The organism is Sphingobium sp. SG1, assembly GCF_057063145.1.
On the sequence record NZ_JBVVOJ010000004.1, the window covers coordinates 269,657 to 293,597 of the forward strand.

Here is a 23,941-nt window from a genome sequence, read left to right on the forward strand (position 1 = left end):
ATCCCTTATTCCGCCGCAGCCGCCATGCCGTCGTCGTCAATCTCGTCCATCGCGGCGAGTTCGACGTTGAGGCCCAGCGAACGCATTTCCTTGACCAGCACGTTGAAGCTTTCGGGAATGCCGGCCTCGAACGTGTCGTCGCCCTTGACGATCGCCTCATAGACCTTGGTGCGGCCGACCACGTCGTCCGACTTCACCGTCAGCATTTCCTGCAGCGTGTAGGCGGCGCCATAGGCCTGGAGCGCCCACACTTCCATTTCACCGAAGCGCTGGCCACCGAACTGCGCCTTACCGCCCAGCGGCTGCTGGGTGACGAGCGAGTAGGGGCCGATGGAACGTGCGTGGATCTTGTCATCGACAAGGTGATGCAGCTTCAGGACATACTTGTAGCCAACGGTCACCTTGCGGTCGAACACGTCGCCGGTACGGCCGTCGAACAGCGAAACCTGGCCGGATTCGTCCAGGCCCGCCAGCTTCAGCATCGCCGACACGTCGGATTCGACGGCACCGTCGAACACCGGCGTCGCCATCGGCACGCCTGCACGGACATTCTGCGCCAGCTCGACGATCTGCTCGGGGCTGCGCGCCTCGATTTCGGCGACATAATTGTCGCCATAGATCGTCTTGAGCAGTTCCTTCACCGCCTCGGGGGGCTGGCCCGCCTCGGGGTTCGGATTGGCGTCACGCCATGCGTCCAGAGCCTGGCCGATCTGGGCGCCCAGGCCGCGTGCGGCCCAGCCCAGATGGGTTTCGAAGATCTGACCGACGTTCATGCGCGACGGCACGCCCAGCGGGTTCAGCACGAAGTCGACGGGGGTGCCGTCTTCCAGGAACGGCATGTCTTCGGCCGGCAGGATGCGGCTGATGATACCCTTGTTACCGTGACGGCCGGCCATCTTGTCGCCCGGCTGCAGCTTGCGCTTCACCGCGACGAACACCTTGACCATCTTCAGCACGCCCGGCGGCAGTTCGTCGCCGCGCTGCAGCTTGTCGACGCGATCCTCGAACTTCTCGACGATCAGCTTCACCGCTTCGTCATACTGCGCCTTGACGGCTTCGATGCCGGTCTGACGGACATCGTCCTCGACCGCGAACTTCCACCATTCGTGACGCTCGACTTCGCCCAGCAGAGCCTCGTCGATCACAACGCCCTTCTTGACGCCCTTGGGGGCGGCAGTGGCGGTCTGGCCGATCAGCATTTCCTGCAGACGGTTGAAGGTCGCACGGTTGAGGATGCCGCGTTCGTCTTCACGGTCCTTGGCGAGACGGTCGATTTCCTCCCGCTCGATCGCCATGGCGCGTTCGTCCTTGTCGATGCCGTGACGGTTGAAGACGCGGACTTCAACGACGGTGCCGGCAACGCCCGGCGGCAGACGCAGCGAGGTGTCGCGCACGTCGCTCGCCTTTTCACCGAAGATCGCGCGGAGCAGCTTTTCTTCCGGGGTCATCGGCGATTCACCCTTGGGGGTGATCTTGCCGACCAGGATGTCGCCCGGCTCCACTTCGGCGCCGATGTACACGATGCCAGCCTCGTCGAGGTTGCGCAGCGCTTCTTCACCGACATTCGGAATGTCGCGGGTGATGTCTTCCGGACCCAGCTTGGTGTCGCGGGCCATGACCTCGAACTCCTCGATATGGATCGAGGTGAAGACGTCATCCTTCACGATCCGCTCGGAGATCAGGATGGAGTCTTCGTAGTTGTAGCCGTTCCAGGGCATGAACGCGACAAGCACGTTGCGGCCCAGCGCCAACTCGCCGAACTCGGTCGACGGGCCGTCGGCGATGACGTCGCCGGCCTGCACCAGTTCGCCCACCTTCACCAGCGGACGCTGGTTGATGCAGGTGTCCTGGTTGGAGCGCTGGAACTTCTGCAGCGTGTAGATGTCGACGCCCGACTGGCCGGGTTCGACATCGCCGGTGGCGCGGATCACGATACGGGTCGCGTCGACCTGGTCGATGATGCCGGCGCGCTTGGCAGCGATCGCCGCGCCCGAGTCACGGGCCACGGTGCCTTCCATGCCGGTGCCGACGAACGGCGCCTCGGCACGGACCAGCGGCACCGCCTGACGCTGCATGTTCGATCCCATGAGCGCGCGGTTGGCGTCGTCATTTTCCAGGAACGGAATGAGCGAGGCCGCGACCGACACCAGCTGCTTGGGGCTGACGTCCATCAGGGTGATGTTGTCGCGCGGCGCCATCAGGAATTCGCCGGCTTCACGGGCGGAGATCAGGTCTTCCGCCAGCGTGCCGTCGGCATTGGTTTCGGCGTTGGCCTGCGCGATCGTGTGCTTGGCCTCTTCCATTGCCGACAGATAGACGACGTCGTTGGTCACCTTGCCGTCGATTACCTTGCGGTACGGCGTTTCGATGAAGCCGTACTTGTTGACGCGGCTGAAGGTGGCCAGCGAGTTGATCAGACCGATGTTCGGGCCTTCGGGCGTTTCAATCGGGCAGATACGGCCATAATGGGTCGGGTGAACGTCGCGGACTTCGAAGCCGGCGCGCTCACGGGTCAGACCGCCCGGCCCAAGGGCCGACACGCGGCGCTTGTGGGTGACTTCCGACAGCGGGTTGGTCTGGTCCATGAACTGCGACAGCTGCGAGCTGCCGAAGAATTCACGCACCGCGGCCACGGCGGGCTTCGCGTTGATCAGGTCGTTCGGCATCACGGTCGACACGTCGACCGAGCTCATGCGTTCCTTGACCGCACGTTCCATGCGCAGCAGGCCGACGCGATACTGGTTTTCCAGCAGTTCGCCGACCGAGCGGACGCGACGGTTGCCGAGATTGTCGATATCGTCGATCTCGCCCTTGCCGTCCTTCAGGTTCACCAGTTCCTTGACGACCGCCAGGATGTCCTCGACGCGCAGGGTGGTGACGGTGTCCTCGGCATCCAGGTCGAGGCGCATGTTCATCTTCACGCGGCCGACCGCGGAGAGGTCATAGCGTTCCGGATCGAAGAACAGGCCGGCGAACAGCGCTTCGGCGGTTTCCTTCGTCGGCGGTTCGCCGGGGCGCATGACGCGATAAATGTCGCTCAGGGCCTGGTCGCGCTCTTCGGCCTTGTCGGCCTTCAGCGTATTGCGGATCCAGGGACCGGTGGTGACATGGTCGATGTCCAGCAGTTCCAGGCGGTCGATGCCCGCCTTGTCCAGCTTTTCGAGGTTTTCAGGCGACACTTCGTCGCCAGCCTCGATGTAGATCTCGCCGGTCTTCTCGTTGATCAGGTCATAGGCGCTGTAGCGGCCATAGACTTCCTCGGTCGGGATCAGCAGGGTGGCCAGGCCATCCTTTTCCGCCTTGTTGGCAGCGCGCGGGCTGATCTTGTGGCCGGCGGCGAACACGACTTCGCCCGACTTGGCGTCGACGATGTCGAACGCGGGCTTCAGGCCGCGCCAGGCTTCGGCGGTGTAGGGGATCTGCCAGCCGCCTTCGCCACGGACGAAGGTCACCTTGTTGTAGAACTGGCCCAGGATTTCCTCGGCGGTGAGGCCGAGCGCGTACAGCAGCGCGGTGACCGGCAGCTTGCGCTTGCGGTCGATACGCACGTTGACGATGTCCTTGGCGTCGAATTCGAAGTCGAGCCACGAGCCACGGTAGGGAATGACGCGGGCAGCGAACAGATATTTGCCCGACGAATGGGTCTTGCCACGGTCATGGTCGAACAAGACGCCCGGCGAGCGGTGCATCTGCGACACGATGACGCGCTCGGTGCCGTTGACGATGAAGGTGCCGTTCTGCGTCATGAGCGGCATGTCGCCCATGTACACGTCCTGCTCCTTGATATCGAGGACCGAACGGGTTTCGGTGTCGGCATCCACCTCGAACACGATCAGGCGCAGGGTGACGCGCATCGGCGCCGCATAGGTGATGCCACGCTGGCGGCATTCCTCGACGTCGAACTTCGGGTCTTCCAACTCATAATGGACGAAGTCCATTTCGGCGGTGCCGGCGAAGTCGCGGATCGGGAAGACGCTGCGCAGGGTCTTTTCCAGGCCCGAGACATAGCCGATCGCGGGGTTGGAACGGAGGAACTGTTCGTAGCTCTCCCTTTGAACTTCGATCAGGTTCGGCATCTGCACCACTTCGTGGATGTCGCCGAACACCTTGCGGATGCGCTTCTTAGCGCCGGTGTTGATCGTTGGGAGAGCCTTGGTCGCCATGCGGTTCCTGCCTGTCGTCTGTTCGTCGTGTTTTTCCGCATTGCAGCGGAAATTCAGTCCGGATGCTCTGGAATCCGGGGTGATTCGCACCCCATATTCCACGCAAAAAAGTGCGGGCCGGGACTGTCCGATCCGCACTGTCAGCGTCTTGTTGCCCGCCAAACTCGCCCAATTCCGCCGGTTTCGTGCGCCATGCGAACCGGACCCCGAGCGATGAGGGGGACGGACCATCCCATCCGGGGAGGACAGGAACGGACCGATTTCGAACCGCCCATATAGGAAAAGGGGGCGGCTTTGTGAAGGGGGTCAGGTGAAGAGATGTCGCTCCGCCCTGATCGCGGCGACCAGCCGGTCCAACTCGGCGCTGCTGTTGAACAGCGCAGGTGTCACGCGCAGCACCGGGCCGGATGCGAGCCCGGCCTTGGCCACCACCAGCAGGCGATATTTGTCGAGGAACAGCTTGGCCGCCTGTTTGGCGCCATCCGGGCCCTTCATGCCGGGCAGGCGGAAACCGGTGACGGCGCCGAAGCGGCCGGCCTCCTGCGGCACCAATATTTCCAGTCCGGCGATGTCGCGGACCCGTTCGACCCAATAGTCGCGCAGCCGGACGAGATGGCGATACTTCGCCTCCAATCCGATCGCATCCTGCACCGCGATCGCGCGCGGGATGGTCAGGCGCGCCGCGAAGTCGACCGTGCCGGTCGGGCTGCGTGCGCGAATATCCTCCGGCCCATGGATGCGATTGCCGAGCCAGGGGGCGATGTCCTGCAACCGTTCCTTGCGGATGTAGATGCCGCCGGTGCCCAGCGGCGCGGCAAGCCATTTGTGCAGCGAAAAGCCGATGAAGTCGGCGCCGGTCTCCTCCACCGTGAAGGGCAGATGGCCGACCGCCTGGGCGCTGTCCAGGATCACGTCGACGCCCCGCGCCTTGGCCATGGCGACGATCGCCTTGACCGGCGGCACCAGCCCGTTGCGGTTGGACAAATGGGTGAGCAGCAGCAGCTTCGCGCGCGGCGTTTCCTCCAATATCCTGTCATAGGCGGCCAGGATATTCGCTTCCGTATGCGGCTCGGGCAGGCTGAAGCGGACGATGCGGGCGCCGCGGCTCTGCTTCAGATAGTCGCAGGCAAATTGCATCTCGTCATAGTCGACATCGGCATAGATCACCGCGTCGCCGGCCTTGAGCAGCGCGTAATTGGCGATCAGCGCATAGAGCGCTTCGGTGCCGCCGCCCGACAGAGCGATCTCCTCGGTCTGCGCGCCGAGCAGCTTTGCCACAGCCGCGCGCGACCGGTCCAGTTCGGTGTCGCGCGGATGGCCGGGTGCGGCATTGCGCAGGAACAGCGAATTGTTGCGGTTCACCCATTGCGAATAGGCGCGATAGCTGGCCGCGACCGGCCGGGTCATCGCGCCATAATAGGCCGCGTCGAAAGTCGCGAAATCGCGCTCCACGTCATAGAGGGGCAGCAGTGCGCGCTGTGCCGCCACGAAATCCGCCATGTCGCCGGCGAAGCGGAAGGGTGCCTCGTCGGGCCAGCCATCCGATGGCGCGGCCGTCGCCGCAACCGCGCCGTCCAGCCCCAGGCTGACACCGAAAGTGACACCCAGCGCGCCGCCTGCCCGTCCGATAAAGCCCCGCCGCGTAACCATCTTGCCCCCGAAGAATGTCGTGATTTTATACCATAACGTAATCGCGCACGAAATCCGCCAGCGCCGTCCGCATCAGGAGCCGGATGGCGTTACGGGTGTCACCTTCGGTGTCACGATCGGTGGCGTGGTGGGCTGCGCCGGCGCAATCTTGACCGTCTCGAACCGCTCCTTGCGCCGCACGCCATCCAGCGAGGGCGCGACGGCGGCCGCGGGCGGCGGCGCTGGCGTCGCGGTCGGCACGCGCTGCCGCATGCATTCGGCCTTGGTCGGGCGGGGGAACTGGCTGCAGTTCCACAGCGCCCGCTGCAATCCGTTGCCGACATAATGGATATAGGCGAAGCTCATCGCCTCAAGCTGGGCGTCGTTGAGCGGCAGGCCGGTCGGGACGGCGCCGCCGCGCCAGCCCATGATCCGGCATTCGGGCCGTCCGGCACAGAAGGTCTCGGCCAGCGCGGGCCAGCTTTCCGGCGGGCTGTTGCGATTGAGTTCGACCAGGAAGCTGCGCCCGCCCGGTGCGATCGCGATCAGCCGAACGCCGCCGATCGTCTTGCCCAGCGAGTCCGATCCGATGGCGCGTTCCGGCCTGGCGGCCAGCGCGGCGGCGGCTTCGGTCGCCAGCACCGGCGGCATGCTCGGCAGGCCGCTGCCCGGCAGGCCCTGATGCGCGGCGGACAGGCGGGCGATGCGGGCGATCAGCGGCTCGCCACCGGCTTCGCCCAGGCGGAAGGCGGGCGGCGTGCCCCACCAGCCGCGCCAGCGAAAGAACAGATGCGTGCCGACCGCGGTGATCTTGTCCAGGCTGCCGCTCCAATAGGGCACGACCCAGTCGGTATGATAATGGGTGGCATAACCGACAGCCTTGAACACCTTGCCGGCCAGCGCGCCGCGCGCAATCTCCCGCGCCCGTGCCCAGGCGCCGATGGATGGCGTGCGGGCCAGTGCGCCGTCGCAGGTGAAGGTGAACTGGCAACCGGTGGTCCGTTCCTGCCCCTGGAACACCACGCCGCAGACAGTCTTGGGGAAGGCCGGGTGGCGCACGCGGTTGAGCACGACCTGTGCCACCGCCTGCTCGCCGACCGCATCGTCGCCCGCTTCGTAAAGCTGGGCCGCCGCCAGGCAGTCCGTGGCGCGGGCAAGGTCGGTTTCCGATCCGCGGAACAGGAACGGCCGGGCCGACGGATTGGGATCGCGCGAAAAGGGGATCTGGGCGTTGAGGTCGCGGGCCTGCTCGGGGCCGAGTGCAAAAACTTTGACGGGTTCGACCGCGGGCGGTGGCGTTGTGGGCCGGCGCTGACGGGCGGCTGCAACAGCCGCCAACCGGCGGCCCTGCGCCATCTCATCGCCAGCGCGCGGCCGGCTTTCCCAGCCGGCCACCGCCATGGGCAGACCGACGAACAGCAACAGCCATATCAGCCACATCGCGCGATGTGGCCGGTCGGGGAAAGTGCCGCCGGTCATGCCCTAGGCTTTGCGCCGTTTATTCGGGCAGGAAGTCTGGCACCGAGAGATAGCGTTCGCCGGTGTCATAATTGAAACCCAGAACGCGGCTGCCAGCGGGCAGTTCCTTCAGCTTCTGCGCGATCGCGGCGAGCGTGGCGCCCGACGAGATGCCGACCAGCATGCCTTCCTGGCTGGCCGCGCGACGGGCATAGTTCTTCGCATCGGCCGGATCGACCTGGATCACGCCGTCCAATATCTGGGTGTGCAGGTTCGCCGGGATGAAACCGGCGCCAATGCCCTGGATCGGGTGCGGGCCGGGCTGGCCGCCGCTGATGACCGGCGACAGGGTCGGCTCGACCGCATAGACCTTAAGGTTCGGCCACTGCTTTTTCAGCACCTCGGCGGTGCCGGTGATATGGCCGCCCGTGCCCACGCCGCTGATCAGCACGTCGATCGGCGCGTCGGCGAAATCGGCGATGATTTCCTGCGCGGTGGTGCGGACATGCACGTCGATATTGGCGGGATTCTCGAACTGCTGCGGCATCCAGCTATCGGGCGTCTGCGACACCAGTTCCAGCGCCCGTTCGATCGCGCCCTTCATGCCCTTTTCGCGCGGGGTCAGGTCGAAACTGGCACCATAGGCCAGCATCAGCCGGCGGCGTTCGATCGACATGCTTTCGGGCATGACCAGGATCAGCTTGTAACCCTTGACCGCGGCCACCATGGCCAGACCCACGCCGGTATTGCCCGACGTCGGCTCGATGATCGTGCCGCCCGGCTTCAGGTCGCCCGATGCTTCGGCCGCCTCGATCATGGCCAGCGCGATGCGGTCCTTGATCGACCCGCCGGGGTTCGACCGTTCCGACTTGATCCACACTTCAGCGTCCCCGAACAGCCGGTTGACCCGGACATGGGGGGTATTGCCGATGGTATCGAGAATAGTGGCAGCTTTCATTGGGCCGTCTCCTGGCTGATGTCCGCCTCCCTTAAGTCGGGTGGGTCGAAAGTGCGTGCAAGGCGCAGTTCGGGAAAGAGCCGCGCCCAGAATATCGTGACGAGAATGGCGCCGACGCCACCCCCGATGACCGCAGCGATAGGCCCAACGAGCGCCGCAAGGAAGCCCGATTCCGCTTCGCCCAGTTCGTTGGAGGCGGAAATGGTCAGTTGCGACAGGCTGGAGACCCGGCCGCGCATCGCATCGGGCGTGTGCAACTGCACCAGCGACTGGCGCACGAATACCGACACCATGTCGGCGCCGCCCAGCACGATCAGCGCGGCGATGCCGGCCTCCACCGCGATGTCGCGCGGCAGGAAGGCGGTGCAGCCGAAGGCGATCGTGGCCAGGCCGAACAGGATGACCGCCGTCAGCATCTTGAGGCCGACCTGCGTCTTCATCGGGCGGAAGGAGAACCAGAGCGCGGTCAGCGCCGCGCCGATCCCCGGCGCGATCGCCAGATGGCCATAGCCGGTCGACCCGACATGCAGGATGTCGCGGGCATAGACGGGCAGCAGCGCGGTCGCACCGGCCAGCAATACCGCGAACAGGTCCAGCGTGATCGTCGCCAGCACCAGCCGGTTGCTCTTGAGATAGGTGAAGCCGTCGATCATCTGGCGGATGGGGTGGCGGCCCTGCTGGCGCGGCGGCTGGGGCACCGGCCCGATCATCATCATCGATATGAGGCCGACGCCGAACAAGGCCGCTGACAGTGCATAGGCGGCCCAGGGCTCGATCGCATAGGCATAGCCGCCCACCGCCTTGCCGAGGATGTCGCCGGTCTGCCAGGCGACCGACGACAGGGCGATGGCGGTCGGCAGCACGGCGGGCGGCACCAGATTGGGTGCCAATGCCCCATAGGCCGGGCCGTTGAAGGCACGGGCGATGCCGACGATGACTGCGATGCCAAATATCAGCGGCAGGCTGACCCAGCCCTCATAGGTGGCGAAGGCCAGCACGGCGGCGGCGAGCATCAGCAGCGCCAGCGTCAGCCGGGTGATGATCCGCCGGTCGAAATGATCGGCCACCCAGCCGGTCACCGGCGTCAGGAAGAAGAGCGGCAGGAACTGCGCCAGGCCGATGAGGCCAAGCTGCGCCGATGCCTCGCCCGTGCTCATCGTCTCCCGCGCGACATTATAGGCCTGCCAGGCAAGCAGGATCATCATGCTGTACTGCGCCAGCGTGGCGCAGAAACGGCCGACCAGATAGGCGCGGAAATTGCCGAAATGGAGCGGGTGGGGTGCAGCAGCCGAGGAAGACATGGCCGCGCTCTAGCCTTATCCCGTGGCGGATAGCAACGGGCCGGACATAATCGACCGGCCCGTTGTCCATGTTACTGGCCCATCCTTATTTGAACAGGCTGCCCAATATGCCGCGCACCAGCTGGCCGGCGATGCCGCCGCCCGACGATTTGCGGCTTGATCCGCCGAACACGGCGCGGCCCAGTTCATTGGCGACCTGGCGGCCAACCGAGGAGGCGGCGGAGCGGGTGGCGGACTGGACGGCCGTGTCGAGGCTGCTGGGCTTGGCTGCCTCGCGCGCGGCGGCGGCATCGCGTCGGGCCTGCTCCTTCAACTCCTGTTCGCGCTGCTTGGCCTCGACCTTGGCCTGGGCGGTGGCGGCCTTGTCGGCTTCGGCCTTGGCCTTGGCCGCCTGCGCAGCGGCAGCGGCGGCCTCGCCGCGCGCGGCCAGGATTTCCTCGGCGGATTCGCGGTCGACGGCGGTGTCATATTTGCCCTCGCAGGGCGAGATCGACTGGATGATCGCCCGCTCCTTGGCATCGACCGGGCCGAGGCGCGAGCGGGGCGGGGCGATCAGCGTGCGCTGGACCACGCCCGGCGCACCATCTTCCTGCAACAGCGATACCAAAGCTTCACCGGTCTTGAGTTCGGTGATCGCGGTCTCGATGTCGAGATCGGGGTTGATGCGGAAGGTGTCGGCCGCGGCCTTGATCGCCTTCTGGTCGCGCGGGGTGAAGGCGCGCAGCGCATGCTGCACCCGGTTGCCGAGCTGGCCGGCAATGGCTTCGGGAATGTCGATCGGGTTCTGCGTCACGAAATAGACGCCCACGCCCTTGGAACGGATCAGGCGCACGACCTGCTCGATCTTGTCATGCAATGCCGCCGGCGCGTCGTCGAACAGCAGATGGGCCTCGTCGAAGAAGAAGACCAGCACCGGCTTTTCCGGATCGCCCACTTCGGGCAGCGTCTCGAACAATTCGCTCAGCAGCCAGAGCAGGAAGGTGGCGTAGAGCTTCGGGCTCTGCATCAGCTTGTCGGCGGCGAGGATGTTCACATAGCCGCGCCCCTTGTCGTCCACCTTCAGGAAGTCGTGGATGTCGAGCGCGGGCTCGCCGAAGAAATGGTCGCCGCCCTGGGTTTCGAGCTGGAGCAACTGGCGCTGGATCGCGCCGACGCTGGCCTTGGTCACATTGCCGAAGCGGGCCGAGAGCGTATCGGCATTCTCCGCGCAATAGGCGAGCATCGCCTGCAGATCGCCCAGGTCGAGCAGCAGCAGCCCTTCCTCATCGGCATATTTGAAGGCGATGTTGAGCACGCCTTCCTGCGTGTCGTTGAGGCCCATCAGCCGGGCCAGCAGCAGCGGCCCCATCTCGCTGACCGTGGTGCGGATCGCATGGCCCTGTTCGCCATAGAGATCCCAGAAGATCGCCGGATTGTCGGCATAGCTGTAATCGGCGATGCCGATTTCCCTGGCGCGCGACACCAGCTTGTCGGCATTTTTGGCGGTCGGCGAACCGGCCATCGAAATGCCCGACAGGTCGCCCTTCACATCGGCCACGAACACCGGGACGCCGAGCGCGGAGAAGCTTTCGGCGATACCCTGCAACGTCACCGTCTTGCCGGTGCCGGTCGCGCCGGCGATCAGGCCGTGGCGATTGGCCCGGCGCAGGTTCAGATATTGGGGGATGCCGCCGTCCTTTTCGGGCGCGCCCAGACCAAGGAAGATGCCGTCGCTCATGGGCCTATGCTCCTCAAAAACGGGTCGGGCCGCGCCCGCCGGACTGTCTGCTCCTTCTTAGAAGGGAGGCAGGCAATCCGGCAAGCGCGGCCCGTAACGATTGTCGCTTTCGCTGACTTACTTGTCGCGCAGGCGGATTGGCAGGAACAACGGCGCCTGGCCGCGACGCAGCACCTGCAGCAGGATGGCGTTGCGCCCCTGGGCCGACACCGCCTTCACCTGTGCGTCCAGATCCGCCTGGGTCAGCACCGGCCGGTTATTGGCCGACAGGATCACGTCGCCGCGACGCAGGCCCTTGGCGCCGGCGTCGGTCGACCCGTCGACGGCGGTGATGACGATGCCGCGGGTGTCGCCGGCGACACCCAGCTGGCGGGTGATGCTGGGGGTCAGCGGGATGGCGGAGATGCCCAGCGACTTCTGGGCCGCCTGGGTGTCGCTGCCCTGGTCGCCCTGCTGGCTGAAATCATCATCCTGCTGCTGGGCGAAGTTATTGAGTTCGTCTTCGCTGGGGCGCTCACCCACGACCGCGTTCAGGGTCATGCGCTGGCCGTTGCGCAGCAGCACGATCGGCACGCTCGACCCGATCTTGCTGTTGGCGACGATCGACGACAGATTCTGGTCCGGCGTCACTTCCTGACCGGCGACACTGACGATCACATCGCCTGCCTTGATGCCGGCCTTTTCGGCGCCCTTACCAGGCTCGACGCCCTGCACGAACTCGCCGCGATTCTTGGCAAGGCCCAGCGAGTCCGCCATATCCTCGCCCAGCGGGCTGATCTGCACGCCCAGATAGCCGCGCTTGATGCTTTGGCCCTGACGCAGCGTGTCGACAATCGGCGCCGCCTGTTCCGAGGGGATGGCGAAGCCGATTCCGACATTGCCGCCCGAAGGCGACAGGATCTGGCTGTTGATGCCGATCACGTTGCCGCGCATGTCGAACATCGGGCCACCGCTATTGCCCTGGTTGATCGATGCGTCGGTCTGGATGAACTTGTCATAGGTGCCGCCGGTGCCGCGATGCACGGCCGAGATGATGCCGGCGGTCACGGTGCCCGACAGGGCGAAGGGGTTGCCGATCGCGACGACCCAGTCACCCACGCGCGCCTTGGTGCTGTCGCCGAACTTGACGAAGGGCAGGGGCTTCTTCGCGTCGATCTTCAGCACGGCGAGGTCGGTTGCGGGATCGCGGCCGACCAGCTTGGCGGGATATTCTTCCTTGTTGGTCATGGTGACCGTGATGCTGTCGACGCTAGCGCCTTCCGCACCGGCCGATACGACGTGATTATTGGTCACGATATAGCCATCGGCCGAGATCAGGAAGCCCGAGCCAAGCGACTGGGCCTGACGGGTCTGCGGCTTTCCGCCGCCACCCTGGCCGAACAGGTCGCCAAAGGGCGTGCCGGCGAAGGGATTCTGCACGGTGACGCGCTGCTTGGTCGAGATGTTGACCACGGCCGGCTGCAGCTTTTCGACCATGTCGGCCAGGCTTGCCGGGGCACCGGCGGGTGCAGCGGCCTGCAGGCCTTCATTCTGGGCGGTTTGCGCGCCGACATTGGAACTGGTCGTGACGGCGATGGCGGTGCCGCCGAGCAGCAGGGCGCCGGTGATGGCATAAGCGTAACGCACTCGTGACGGTCCTCTTCAGAAATTCGGGAGCGGGAAGGGCGGGACTCTCGGGGAGCCTTATCGATGCGCCGCCCTGCCTTAACCGATATTGAATGACACTGGTTCCGTAATGATCCTGAAACCTGCTGTTAGCGGCCCTGGAACTGCTTCAGGAACTCATTGTCCTTCGACAATACCATCGTCGTGCCGCCCGCCCGATCCGGGGCGAAGGTATAACGATAGGCCTGCATGGCGCGATAGAAGTCATAGAAATTCGCGTCCTTGCCAAAGCTTTCCGCATAGATGCGGGCGGCATTGGCGTCGGCCTCGGCGCGAATGATCTGTGCCTGCTTCAGGCCCTGGGCGCGGATCGTCAGCGCTTCCTGCTGGCGCGCAGTGCGCATGCGGGTGAAGGCGCTTTCCAGCGGCGTGCCATCGGGCAGGTCGGCGCGCTTGATCCGCACGTCGACGATCTCGGCGCCATATTGGCGCGCGACCCGGTCAAGCCCGGCCTCGATATTCTGCATCACCTGGCCGCGTTCGGGGCTGAGCAGCGCGGCGAAAGGCCGCTTGCCCAGTTCGTTGCGCAGCGCCGAGCCCAGGATCGGGCGCAGCGCGTCCGACACCTTGTCCTCGCTGCCGGCCGAAATATACATGCGCAGCGGATCGACGATGCGATAGCGGGCAAAGGCATCGACCTGCAGGCGCAACTGATCGGTCGAAAGCACCTGCTGGCGCTCCATTTCGACCGAGAGCACGCGCTTGTCGATCCAGACGATCTGGTCGAAGAAGGGCACGCGCAGGATGACGCCGGCGCCGGTCTTGCCGAAATCCTCGTTCGGTCGATAGCGGTTGATGATCTGCTTGGGCTCGCCGAAGCGGACGATCACGCCCTGCCGGGTTTCCGGCACGATGGTGACGGTGCTGCCGACCAGGATCAGCAGGATGATCGCGCCGATGGCGAGGGCGATGGGATTGCGCAAGCTCACTGGCCTTCCTCCGTCGCATTGGCAGCCGCCTGGGGTGTGCCCTGGGCGCGGCGCTTGAGTTCGGGAAGGGGCAGGAAGGGGGTGACGTTGCCGCTTTCAACGATCGTCTTGTCGACGGTGGACAGGACGCCCTCCATGGTTTCGTAATACATGCGCCGGCGGGTCACGTCGGGTGCCAGCCGATATTGTTCATAGACCTTATCGAAGGCTGCGGCCTCGCCCTGCGCCTTGGCCGTCACCTGCTGTGCGGCGGCACGGGCCTCGTTCAGATAGGTCTGGGCGGTCTGCTGCGCGGCCGACACTTCCTTGAAGGCGTCGTTGACGGCAGCCGGCGGATCGGCTTGCTTGATCGCCACGCCCTGGACGCGGATGCCCGACTTGTAGCCGTCGAGAATCTCCTGCATCCGCTGTTCGACCTGCTGCTCGATCTCGGTGCGGCCCGCACCCAGCGCATCGTCCAGGCTGACGCTGGCGACCACCGAGCGCATCGCGCTTTCCGCCACTTCGCGGATCGACGCATCCGGGTCGGCCAGCTGGAACAGATAGAGTTCCGGATTGCGGATGTTCCAGCGCACCGAATAGGCCAGGTCGACGATATTCTGGTCGCCGGTCAGCACCAGATTTTCGCTCTCCGCGCTGGCCGATCCGATGTCGATCGTGCGGATTTCCTCGACATCGACCGTGCGCACCGCCTCGAACGGGGCGGGCAGGGTCAGGCTGATGCCGGGCGAAAGGGTGCGGCTATATTTGCCGAGCAGGGTGACGACGCCGCGTTCCTGCGGGCCGACCCGGTGGAAGCTGGTCAGCACCAGCCACAGGACGACGACAATGCCGACGGCGATCGGCCACAGCGCCCGGCTGTTCGCACGCGGCGGCAGGCCACCGAAGCCGCCGCCCTGACCAAAGCTTTCGCGGCTCTTGCGCAGCAATTCCTCGATCGCAGAGGGAGATTTGCTCCCGGCCGGCTTGCCGGGCTGGGTCCAGGGATTGCGCGGGCCATCACTGCCCCCGCCGGACCCGTTCTTGCCCGGTCCGTCATTGCCCTCAGGCCCGTCACCCTTGCCGCCCCAGGGACCCTGGGCCATGGCGCTCGCGATGCCGGGCATCCACCCGAATAATCTTCTCATGTCATCTCTATAGGAATGGCTGCACGCGAAAAACAGTGCCCTTAACGACGATTATTGCCTAGAGGGCCCAGTCATGACCGATATCGATGATTTTGCCGCCCGCCTGAAGACGCTGACCGATGGCCGTGCCAGCGCGCCGCGGGTGAAGGATGGCATCATGACCCTGGCGCTAGACGTGGGCGGTCTGGCGCCCGAACGGCGCGATGCCGTGGCTGCCGCCATCCGCGAGGGCGGCCTGATGCTGCCGGGTGTCACCGATGTGCGCATCGCCATGACGGCCGAGCGACGCGCGCCGCGCATCATCGCCGTGGCGTCGGGCAAGGGCGGGGTGGGCAAGTCGACCCTGTCGGCCAATCTCGCCATCGCTTTGTCGCGGCTGGGGCACAAGGTCGGTCTGGTCGATGCCGACATCTACGGCCCGTCGCAGGCCCGCCTGCTCGCCAGCGAGGACCAGAAGCCGCAGGCGCGCGAAAAGCGCCTTTTCCCGGTCGAAAGCCCGCTCGGCATTCCGATGCTGTCGATGGCCCATCTGGTCGATCCGGGCAAGGCGCTGGCCTGGCGCGGGCCGATGGTCGGCAATGCGCTGGGGCAGTTGATCGACGCCGACTGGGGCGAGACCGACCTGCTGGTCATCGACCTGCCGCCGGGCACCGGCGACATCCAGCTGACCATGCTCCAGAAGCACAAGCCGGCCGGTGCCGTCATCGTCTCGACGCCGCAGGATCTGGCGCTGATGGATGCGACCCGCGCGATCAGCCTGTTCGAACAGGCGCAGGTGCCGATGATCGGCCTGGTCGAGAATATGGCCGGCTATGCCTGCCCGCATTGCGGTGAAGTGTCCGATCCGTTCGGCTGCGGTGGCGCGGAAGCCGCGGCGGGCGAGCTTGGCCTGTCCTTCATCGGCCGCATTCCGCTGGCGATCGACATTCGCAAGCGCTCCGACGCGGGTGACCCGCCGGCGGCTGGCGAAGGGCCGCATGCCGATGCCTTCCGCGCCGTCGCCGAAAAGGTCGCGGCCTGGCTGGCGAAGGCCGCCTGATCAAAGGCTGAGGTGCAGGAACTGGTTGAAGGCGCTCGCGCGGTAATCGCCGAACGCCTCGCCATTGCCGAAGCCGTGCCGACGATACAGCGTCAGCGCCGGATCGAAGGGGGGGCCGCTGCCGGTTTCCAGGCTGAGCCGGGTCATGCCGCGCTGCCGTGCCTGCCCGATGATATGGCGTAGCAGCGCTGCGGCCACGCCCCGGCGCAGATGATCGGGATGGGTGCGCATCGATTTGAGTTCGCCCTGGCCTCCGCCCAGATCGCGCAGCGCGGCGACGCCGGCGATGCTGTCGCCATCCCAGGCGGTCCAGACGCAAATGTCGGGCTGCTGCAATCCTGACAGGTCGAGCGCGAAGACGCTTTCGGGCGGCGATTCCGCCTGCATGCCGGCCAGATGGATGGCCAATAGCGCGCGGGTCGGTGCGCCGCTCAGATCGTCTTCGCGAATATCGAACATGGGCAGGGTCTAGCCGTGGCGCGTGCGGTGCGCCACGGCCAAGTCTGCCTTATTTGACGTTGATCTCCAGCGACGGGTCGACCATCGACCGACGTGGTGCTGGCCGGGCGGCCGGCAGCGGCGCAGCGCGGGGCGCGGGCGTGTAGCTGGCGGGGATCGGTGCCGGCTGGCCCAGCATGGGCGCGGGGCGGCGGGGCGGTGCCAGCGCGATCTCATTCTGGGTGAAGGCCTGCAGTTCCCGGCCCGCCGGGATGATGGCCGTCTTGCCGGTGATGAAGCCCGCGAACACGCCGGCCGCGATCACGCCGCCGATGGTCGCGGCGGTATTGCCTTCGCCCTCCTGGCGGAAGCTGCCCTTGATCGGGATGCGGCGCCCGGCGACTTCGATATAGCGCAGCTCGATATTCATCTTGCCCGATTTGCCAAAGGCGCCCTTGCCGGTCAGCCAGGTCACTTCGCCTACGGCGCGGGCATTCATCGGGATGACGACATAGCCATCGACCATCACCGGATCGGCGACCGACAGGTCGAACATCGACCCTTCCTTGGCGGTCTTGCTCGACAATTCGCTGTTCATGCGCAGCATGACGGCGGTGTTGGCGGGCAGGACCATGGCCGGACTGGCCTCGGGCGGCTGCATGACGGGCAGCGGCGCATCGGCCTGTGCCAGCAGCGGCTGGGCAGTCGCGGACATAATGGCAAGCGCGGCAATGACGACAGACTTCATCTCAGACCCCCTGAATACGGCCCGTCCCCACCGGCCGGCGCGAATCGCGCATTGCCGGGCCTAGCCGGACGCTGCTTAGGAATTGGTTAGGACCGGCGCTCGCCAGGCCTCTTGTTCGCGCCTTCGCCCTGCCCATATCGGGGACCAGGACAGGAGGACCGCCATGCCGCTCACCGCCGCGCAGGATATTGCCGATCTGCTCAACGAAACCCGGACGATCGCGCTGGTCGGTATTTCCGATCGCCCCGACCGGCCGAGCTATAGTGTGATGAAGACGCTGCAGGATCATGGTTATCGCGTGCTGCCGGTCAATCCGCAGATCGCCGGCGAACATGTCCATGGCGAATTTGTCTGGGATCGGCTGTCGGACATCGGCGTGCGGATCGACATGGTCGACATCTTCCGGCGCAGCGAGGCCGCGGGCGAGGTGGTGGACCAGGCGATCGCCGCCGGCGCCAAGTCGGTCTGGATGCAATTGGGGGTGATCGATGCCGATGCCGCGGCGCGGGCCGAAGCGGCGGGGCTCAAGGTCGTGATGGACTATTGCCCTGCGATCGAGATCCGGCGGCTTGGCCTTGCGCCGATCGCGGCGGATTAGCCCTAGGCAGCACGGCCCCGCGCCTCTATCAGCAAGGCCATGGCGCGGGCACCGTTGAAACGACGCAAAGACAGAGGTTTGAGCGACACAGGTGTGAGCCGTCGCACGCTGCTGGTCGGTGGCGGTGCGGCAGTCGGACTGGTTCTGGCCTGGGCGGCCTGGCCGCGCAGCTATCGGCCCAATCTCAATGTCGGGCCGGGCGAACAGGTATTCGACGCCTTCCTCAAGATCGACCGGGCGGGGCAGGTGATCGCCATCGTGCCGCAGACCGAAATGGGGCAGGGGGTGTCCACCATCCTGCCGCAGATTTTGGCGGACGAACTGGGCGCCGACTGGCGCACCGTCGCGGTGCAGAGCGCGCCGATCAGCCCGCTCTATGCCAACGGCCTGCTGGCGCGTGACTGGCTGGCGAGTGACTGGACCCGCGTGGCGGGCGATGCCGGCACCTGGGCGATCGACCAATATGCGACGCGCAGCGCGCTGATGCTGACCGGGGCGGGCACGTCGGTGCCGATGTTCCATGACGCCTATCGCCGGGCCGGTGCGGCGGCGCGCGTGCTGCTGTGCAAGGCAGCGGCGGCGCGCTGGGGCGTGCCCTGGGAAAGCTGTGACATCCAGAATGGCATCATCACCGACGGCGCGGAGCGCAAGCTGCGGCTGGGCGATGTGGTGGAGGATGCCGCCGGTTTCACCCTGCCCGACATCCTGCCCTATCGACAGGGCAATGACGGCCGGCTGACCGGGCAGGATCTGCCGCGGCTCGATACCCCGTCCAAGATCGACGGCAGCCATAATTTCGCTGCCGACATCCGTCTGCCCGACATGGTCTTCGCGTCGATCCGGCAGGGGCCGATCGGCGACGCCGTGCTGAAGGATGCGCGCGATGCCGAGGCGCAGAAGGTCACCGGCTTCCTGAAACTGGTGCGCACCGAGCGCTGGATCGCGGCGGTCGGCACCAACTGGTGGGCGGCGAACCGGGCGCTCGATCTGATCGATCCCAGCTTCACCCTGCGCGGCACGCCGGTCGACAGTGGCCGCATCGATGCTGCGCTGGAGGATGCCTTTTCCGGGGACGCCGGCCGGCGTCTCTATGTGCAGGGCGATCTGCTACCGGTGTTCGAGAAGGCGACGATCCTGGCCAGCGAATATCAGGTCGATCCCGGCCTGCATCTCGCATTGGCGCCGATGTGCGCGACGGCACGGGTGACGGAGGAGGGCACCGAAGTCTGGATGGCGACGCAGGCGCCCGCGCTGGCCCGCGCCGCGATCGCCGATGCGCTGGGCCTGTCGGACAGTGCGGTGACGCTCTATCCACTTCATGCCGGCGGCGCGACCGGACGGCATATGGATTGGGAGGCGGGCGTGCAGGCCGCGCTGATCGCGCGTGATGTCGGTCGTCCGGTGCAACTGCTCTGGTCGCGGCTGGAGGATGTGATTCAGGATCGGCCGGGCGCGCCGGCCCATGCCCGCATGGCGGCAAAGCTGGGCCGTGGTGGCATGGTCGAGGGCTGGCTGGCCAAGGTGGCGGCTCCCTGCGCTATGACCCAGACCTGGTCGCGCATCGCCCATGGCAAGCTGCCGCATGAGGCCGCCGCCGAAGCGGGCGACAAGGCGACCCGGCTGGCGGTGGCCGGCATGGTGCCGCCCTATGCCATTCCGAATTGGGCGGTGGATCATTATCCCGCCGACGTTGGCCTGCCGCTCGGCTTCATGCGCGGCAATGCGCATCTCCATGGCGCTTTCTTCACCGAATGCTTCCTGGACGAACTCGCCCATCTGGCGGGGATCGAGGCGATGTCCTTCCGCATCCAGATGCTGGGCGGGAACCCGCGCCTCGCCCATTGCCTCTCCACGGCAGCGGCCATGGGCGGCTGGCAGGGGGGCATTGCCGGGAGCGGACAGGGGATCGCCGCGCATATGATGAACGGTGCCTATGCCGCCGTGATGGTCGAGGCGGGGATCGAGGGCAGCAAGCTCAGCGTCCGGCGGATGGTCGCGGCAGTGGATTGCGGCGATCAGGTCAATCCCGATATCGCGCGGCAGCAGATAGAAAGCGGGCTGATCCATGGCCTGGCGCTCGCGATGGGGGCGTCGGTGCCCTATGCCGGTGGCATGCCGACGCGCGCGATGCTGGGGCGGATGAACCTGCCGCGGCTGGGCGACATCGGAGAGATCAGCGTGGAACTGATCCGCAGCACGGCCGACCCGGCCGGCGTCACCGATCTTGGCGCGCCGCTCGCCGCGCCGGCGATCGCCAATGCGCTCTTCACCGTCACCGGGCAGCGATTCCGCAGCCTGCCGATCATGGGAAATGGCTGATGCCTGACAGCGAAGTTGACACTCGCACGCCATCGCGCGTCGGCGTGCTGCTGATCAATCTCGGCACGCCCGACGCGCCCGATGCCACATCGGTGCGCCGTTATCTGGCGGAATTCCTGTCCGACCCGCGCGTGGTGGAAATTCCGCAGATCATCTGGCAGCCGATCCTGCGCGGCGCAGTATTGACGACGCGGCCGAAAAAGTCGGCCCATGCCTATCAGCAGGTGTGGATGCCCGGCGGATCGCCGCTGGCGGTCTATACCCGCGAGACGGCGGAGGCGTTGCAGCAGGCGATGGGGCCGGACCTGATCGTCGACTGGGCGATGCGCTATGGCAATCCGTCGATCGCCAGCCGGCTCCAGGCGATGATGGCGCAGGGGTGCGAGCGCATCCTGCTGGCGCCGCTCTATCCGCAATATTCCGGCGCGACGACCGCGACCGCACTGGACAAGGCCTTTGCCGGGCTGGCCGACATGCGGCTGCAACCGGCGATCCGCACCCTGCCGCCTTATTATGCCGATCCCGACTATATCGCCGCGTTGAAGGCGTCGATCGACGGCCATCTGGCGCAGCTCGACTTCAGGCCCGATGCGCTGCTCGCCAGCTTCCATGGCATGCCGGAACGGACGCTGAAACTGGGCGACCCCTATTATCACCAGTCGGTGGAGACGGTCCGGCTGCTCGATGCGGCGATGGACCTGCCCGTCCATATGAGCTTCCAGTCGCGTTTCGGCCGGGCCAAATGGCTGGAACCGGAGACCGAAGCGACGCTCACCAGATTGGTGAAGGAAGGTGTCCGGAACATTGCTGTCGTGACACCCGGATTTTCGGCAGATTGTCTGGAAACCCTAGAGGAAATCGGGCTTCGCGCGAAAGAAGTTTTTTTAGCGGAAGGTGGCGAAAAATTTGCCTTTTTGCCCTGTCTAAACGCATCCCCCGAAGCTATCACCCTCTACCAGCGGCTGGTCGGCCGCGAGCTTTCAGGATGGGTGGACCAGAGGGTCTAGCACAGGAGAGGACAGGCGCATGTCGAGAGTAGCGATCGTGACCGGCGGAACCCGCGGTATCGGGGAAGCCATCAGCCTGGCACTCAAGGAAATGGGATATACGGTTGCCGCCAACTATGCCGGCAACGAGGAAAAGGCCAAGGCCTTCACCGACGCCACCGGCATTGCCAGCTTCAAATGGGATGTCGGCGATCATCAGGCCTGCCTGGACGGTTGCGCTGCGGTGGCGGAAGCGCTCGGCCCGGTCGACATCGTCGTCAACAATGCGGGCATCACCCGTGACGGCGTGCTCGCCAAGATGAGCTTCGACGACTGGAACGAAGTCATGCGCATCAACCTTGGTGGTTGCTTCAACATGGCCAAGGCGACCTTTGGCGGCATGCGTGAGCGCGGCTGGGGCCGGATCGTCAATATCGGTTCGATCAACGGCCAGGCCGGCCAATATGGCCAGGTCAATTATGCCGCCGCCAAGTCGGGCATCCATGGCTTCACCAAGGCGCTGGCGCAGGAAGGCGCCAAATATGGCGTCACCGTCAATGCGATCGCGCCCGGCTATATCGACACCGACATGGTCGCCGCCGTGCCGGCACCGGTGCTGGAAAAGATCGTCGCCAAGATCCCGGTCGGCCGTCTGGGTCAGGCGCATGAGATCGCCCGTGGCGTCGCCTTCTTCTGCAGCGACGAAGGCGGCTTCGTGACCGGCAGCACGCTGTCGATCAACGGCGGCCAGCACATGTATTGATGGCCAAGGGCGACGCTTCCGATGGCGCAGCCGCGTCCGGGGCGTCGCCCTTTGCCCCTCCGGTCAAGCGCAGCGTGACCATTGCCGGGCACCAGACCGCGATCAGCCTGGAGCCGATTTTCTGGCAGGCGCTGCGCGATGCCGCGGCCGAGGCCGAATTGCCGATCAATGCGCTGATCGCCCGCATCGACGTGACGCGGATGGCGGCCGACGATCCCCCCAATCTGGCCAGCGCGATCCGCTGCTGGCTTTTCGCCCGCGTCCGGACACAGGATTCGCCGCCGGGCTGAGCGTCTCCCGCCTCTTTCCCTTATTGCTATAGCGTTTCTTCCGCACTTCTGCGCCGGGGCGAAATAGGCTAGGGCGCTGCGAATGAAATTGATTCGCATTATGGTCCGCTGTATCGCGGACCGGGGCTGACGGACGGAGGATGGGCAATGCTGCAGGCGGCACAGGGCAGGGCGGAGGTCTATGCGACCGATTTCGCCGATGTCGGTGACGATCGTCCGATGCCCGTTGCCAGCGGGCGTGCCATTGCTGTTCCAGCCGAACGCTATGGCGCCCGGCGCGGTCCGAACCTGCCCGCCATTGCCGCCATCCTGGTCGTGCATGCGCTGCTGATCGGCGCGCTGATCCAGGTGCGCAATCATGTCGTCCGGGCCGAAGAGGCGAAGCTGACGGTAGTGAACCTGTCGCCACCCCCGCCACCGCCCGCCGCCGAAGCGCCCCCGCCGCCGCCATCCCAGCCGCAGGTCGTGGCGCCGCCGCCGATCGTCCAGACGCCGGTCCCGCCGGTGCAGATCGCCACCACGCCCGATCCGGTCCCCGCGCCATCGCCGGTCGCGGTGTCGGCCCCGCCATCGCCGCCGGCACCTGCCGCGCCGGTCATGGCTGCTGCGGCGCCCTCGGTCGTGCAGGCCGGCGATATCGGCGCGCAGATGGTGTCGGGCAAGCCGCCCCGCTATCCGATCGACAGCCGGCGCAAGCGCGAGCAGGGCACGGTCGTGCTGGCGCTGGTGGTCGGCACCGATGGCGGCGTCGAGAGCATCGGCATTGCCCGCAGCAGTGGTTTTGCACGACTGGATGATGCCGCGCGCGATGCGGTCAAACATTGGCGCTGGCGCCCGATCATCCGCGACGGTCAGGCTGTCCGGGTGAAGGGCGTGGTCGAAATCCCCTTCGTCATCCGCACCGACAAGGCCTGACAGACAGGGCCTGACAGACAGCGCCTCACCGGCGCGCCTCGCCCGACCGCAGGCCCAGGCCATCCCGCCCCGGAGTATCCTTCATGCTGATCGTCATTCCCGACCTGATCGACGCCGCCGGCGTCGCCCACATCCGCGCGCTGATCGATGCGGCGCAATGGGTCGATGGCAATGTCACCTCCGGCCATCAGTCGGCGCTGGCCAAGCGCAATCTGCAACTGCCCGAAAGCGCGCCGGAAGCGCGTCAGGCGGGGCAGATGATCCTCGATGCACTCGGTCGATCGCCCCTGTTCATCGCCGCCGCGCTGCCGCTCAAGATCTTTCCGCCTCTGTTCAACAGCTATGCCGGGGGGCAGGCGTTCGGCACCCATGTCGACAATGCCGTGCGCATCCAGGCCGGCACCGGCTTTCGCGTGCGATCCGACCTGTCGATCACCGTCTTCCTGGAGGAGCCGGAAAGCTATGAGGGCGGCGAACTGACGATCGAGACTAATTTCGGCGTGCAGCAGGTGAAGCTGCCGGCGGGGCAGGCGGTGCTCTATCCCTCCTCCTCGCTGCATCGGGTCGAACCGGTGACGCAGGGCCGGCGCGTCGCCAGCTTCTTCTGGATGCAGTCGATGATCCGCGACGATGCCGCGCGCCAGATGCTGTTCGATCTCGACAGTTCGATCCAGCAACTGGCGCTTGATCGCGGCCATGACGATGCGCAGGTGATCCGCCTGACCGGCGTCTATCATAATCTGCTGCGCCGCTGGGCCGATGCCTGAGCCTGCTGTCAGCTTGTGCCTATGGCTAACTGACTGGCAATTATAGCGAATCTATAGCTGTTGTGCGGCGCGTGCGGACGCTGGACCGCCGCACATGTCGTTCGTCGGCGCTGGTTGCCCTTTGGTCGAAA

General features: G+C 65.9%; 19 protein-coding genes. 8 read left to right on the top strand and 11 right to left on the bottom strand.

The annotated features are described in order from the left end of the window. Positions 1–5 precede the first annotated feature (5 nt). The 9 genes from rpoB to hflK form a co-directional block, all read right to left on the bottom strand. Positions 6–4,163, bottom strand: a complete 4,158-nt coding sequence (gene rpoB, locus AC0KVN_RS11910) for a DNA-directed RNA polymerase subunit beta (protein WP_037508426.1) — start codon at positions 4,161–4,163, stop codon at positions 6–8. A 306-nt stretch (positions 4,164–4,469) separates the two neighbouring features. Next, entirely contained in the window at positions 4,470–5,813 is a 1,344-nt protein-coding gene (locus AC0KVN_RS11915) for an aminotransferase class V-fold PLP-dependent enzyme (RefSeq protein WP_435567058.1), read from the bottom strand. 72 nt (positions 5,814–5,885) lie between these two features. After that, positions 5,886–7,271 carry a cell wall hydrolase gene (locus AC0KVN_RS11920; RefSeq protein WP_435567059.1) on the bottom strand — a complete coding sequence of 462 codons (1,386 nt, stop codon included), beginning with the start codon at positions 7,269–7,271 and terminating at the stop codon, positions 5,886–5,888. A gap of 19 nt (positions 7,272–7,290) precedes the next feature. Continuing rightward, positions 7,291–8,208, bottom strand: coding sequence for a cysteine synthase A (gene cysK / locus AC0KVN_RS11925; RefSeq protein WP_483656121.1), 918 nt, complete (start codon positions 8,206–8,208; stop codon positions 7,291–7,293). Continuing rightward, entirely contained in the window at positions 8,205–9,509 is a 1,305-nt protein-coding gene (locus tag AC0KVN_RS11930) for an MFS transporter (RefSeq protein WP_303762033.1), read from the bottom strand. The genes cysK and AC0KVN_RS11930 overlap by 4 nt, the downstream gene beginning before the upstream one ends. 85 nt (positions 9,510–9,594) lie before the next feature. Next, entirely contained in the window at positions 9,595–11,226 is a 1,632-nt protein-coding gene (locus tag AC0KVN_RS11935) for a helicase HerA-like domain-containing protein (RefSeq protein WP_483656122.1), read from the bottom strand. A gap of 117 nt (positions 11,227–11,343) precedes the next feature. Then, positions 11,344–12,852 (bottom strand): Do family serine endopeptidase, encoded by a 1,509-nt coding sequence (locus AC0KVN_RS11940; RefSeq protein WP_017500403.1) that lies wholly within the window; start codon positions 12,850–12,852, stop codon positions 11,344–11,346. Positions 12,853–12,980: 128 nt separating this feature from the next. Then, a complete protein-coding gene (hflC, locus tag AC0KVN_RS11945; RefSeq protein WP_303762035.1) occupies positions 12,981–13,820 on the bottom strand; it encodes a protease modulator HflC in 840 nt (279 codons plus the stop codon). Continuing rightward, positions 13,817–14,947 carry an FtsH protease activity modulator HflK gene (gene hflK / locus AC0KVN_RS11950; RefSeq protein WP_435567062.1) on the bottom strand — a complete coding sequence of 377 codons (1,131 nt, stop codon included), beginning with the start codon at positions 14,945–14,947 and terminating at the stop codon, positions 13,817–13,819. The genes hflC and hflK overlap by 4 nt, the downstream gene beginning before the upstream one ends. 73 nt (positions 14,948–15,020) lie before the next feature. On the opposite strand from hflK, the gene AC0KVN_RS11955 reads away from it, so the two are divergent. Beyond that, positions 15,021–15,986, top strand: coding sequence for an Mrp/NBP35 family ATP-binding protein (locus tag AC0KVN_RS11955; protein WP_313394007.1), 966 nt, complete (start codon positions 15,021–15,023; stop codon positions 15,984–15,986). Here AC0KVN_RS11955 and AC0KVN_RS11960 read toward each other — a convergent pair whose 3' ends face one another. Then, positions 15,987–16,445, bottom strand: coding sequence for a GNAT family N-acetyltransferase (locus AC0KVN_RS11960; RefSeq protein ID WP_435567063.1), 459 nt, complete (start codon positions 16,443–16,445; stop codon positions 15,987–15,989). Between the two features lie 49 nt (positions 16,446–16,494). Continuing rightward, the gene (locus AC0KVN_RS11965) at positions 16,495–17,172 is read right to left on the bottom strand and encodes a hypothetical protein (RefSeq protein ID WP_037522060.1); all 678 of its coding nucleotides are present in this window, start codon (positions 17,170–17,172) and stop codon (positions 16,495–16,497) included. Positions 17,173–17,335: 163 nt separating this feature from the next. Here AC0KVN_RS11965 and AC0KVN_RS11970 point away from each other — a divergent pair, with 163 nt between their 5' ends. The 7 genes from AC0KVN_RS11970 to AC0KVN_RS12000 all read left to right on the top strand — a co-directional run bounded on the left by AC0KVN_RS11970 (position 17,336) and on the right by AC0KVN_RS12000 (position 23,810). Further along, on the top strand, positions 17,336–17,770 hold the full coding sequence (locus AC0KVN_RS11970; RefSeq protein ID WP_017500408.1) for a CoA-binding protein: 435 nt from the start codon (positions 17,336–17,338) through the stop codon (positions 17,768–17,770). Positions 17,771–17,809: 39 nt separating this feature from the next. Next, positions 17,810–20,089, top strand: a complete 2,280-nt coding sequence (locus AC0KVN_RS11975) for a molybdopterin cofactor-binding domain-containing protein (RefSeq protein WP_435567064.1) — start codon at positions 17,810–17,812, stop codon at positions 20,087–20,089. Continuing rightward, the gene (gene hemH / locus AC0KVN_RS11980; RefSeq protein ID WP_435567065.1) at positions 20,089–21,096 is read left to right on the top strand and encodes a ferrochelatase; all 1,008 of its coding nucleotides are present in this window, start codon (positions 20,089–20,091) and stop codon (positions 21,094–21,096) included. The genes AC0KVN_RS11975 and hemH overlap by 1 nt, the downstream gene beginning before the upstream one ends. 19 nt (positions 21,097–21,115) lie before the next feature. Beyond that, the gene (gene phbB, locus AC0KVN_RS11985) at positions 21,116–21,838 is read left to right on the top strand and encodes an acetoacetyl-CoA reductase (RefSeq protein ID WP_004208456.1); all 723 of its coding nucleotides are present in this window, start codon (positions 21,116–21,118) and stop codon (positions 21,836–21,838) included. After that, on the top strand, positions 21,838–22,128 hold the full coding sequence (locus tag AC0KVN_RS11990; protein ID WP_004208455.1) for a ribbon-helix-helix domain-containing protein: 291 nt from the start codon (positions 21,838–21,840) through the stop codon (positions 22,126–22,128). Before phbB ends, AC0KVN_RS11990 begins: the two co-directional genes overlap by 1 nt. Before the next feature lie 147 nt (positions 22,129–22,275). After that, positions 22,276–23,043 carry an energy transducer TonB gene (locus AC0KVN_RS11995; protein ID WP_435567066.1) on the top strand — a complete coding sequence of 256 codons (768 nt, stop codon included), beginning with the start codon at positions 22,276–22,278 and terminating at the stop codon, positions 23,041–23,043. Positions 23,044–23,126: 83 nt separating this feature from the next. Then, on the top strand, positions 23,127–23,810 hold the full coding sequence (locus tag AC0KVN_RS12000) for a Fe2+-dependent dioxygenase (RefSeq protein WP_010335919.1): 684 nt from the start codon (positions 23,127–23,129) through the stop codon (positions 23,808–23,810). Positions 23,811–23,941: the final 131 nt, after the last annotated feature.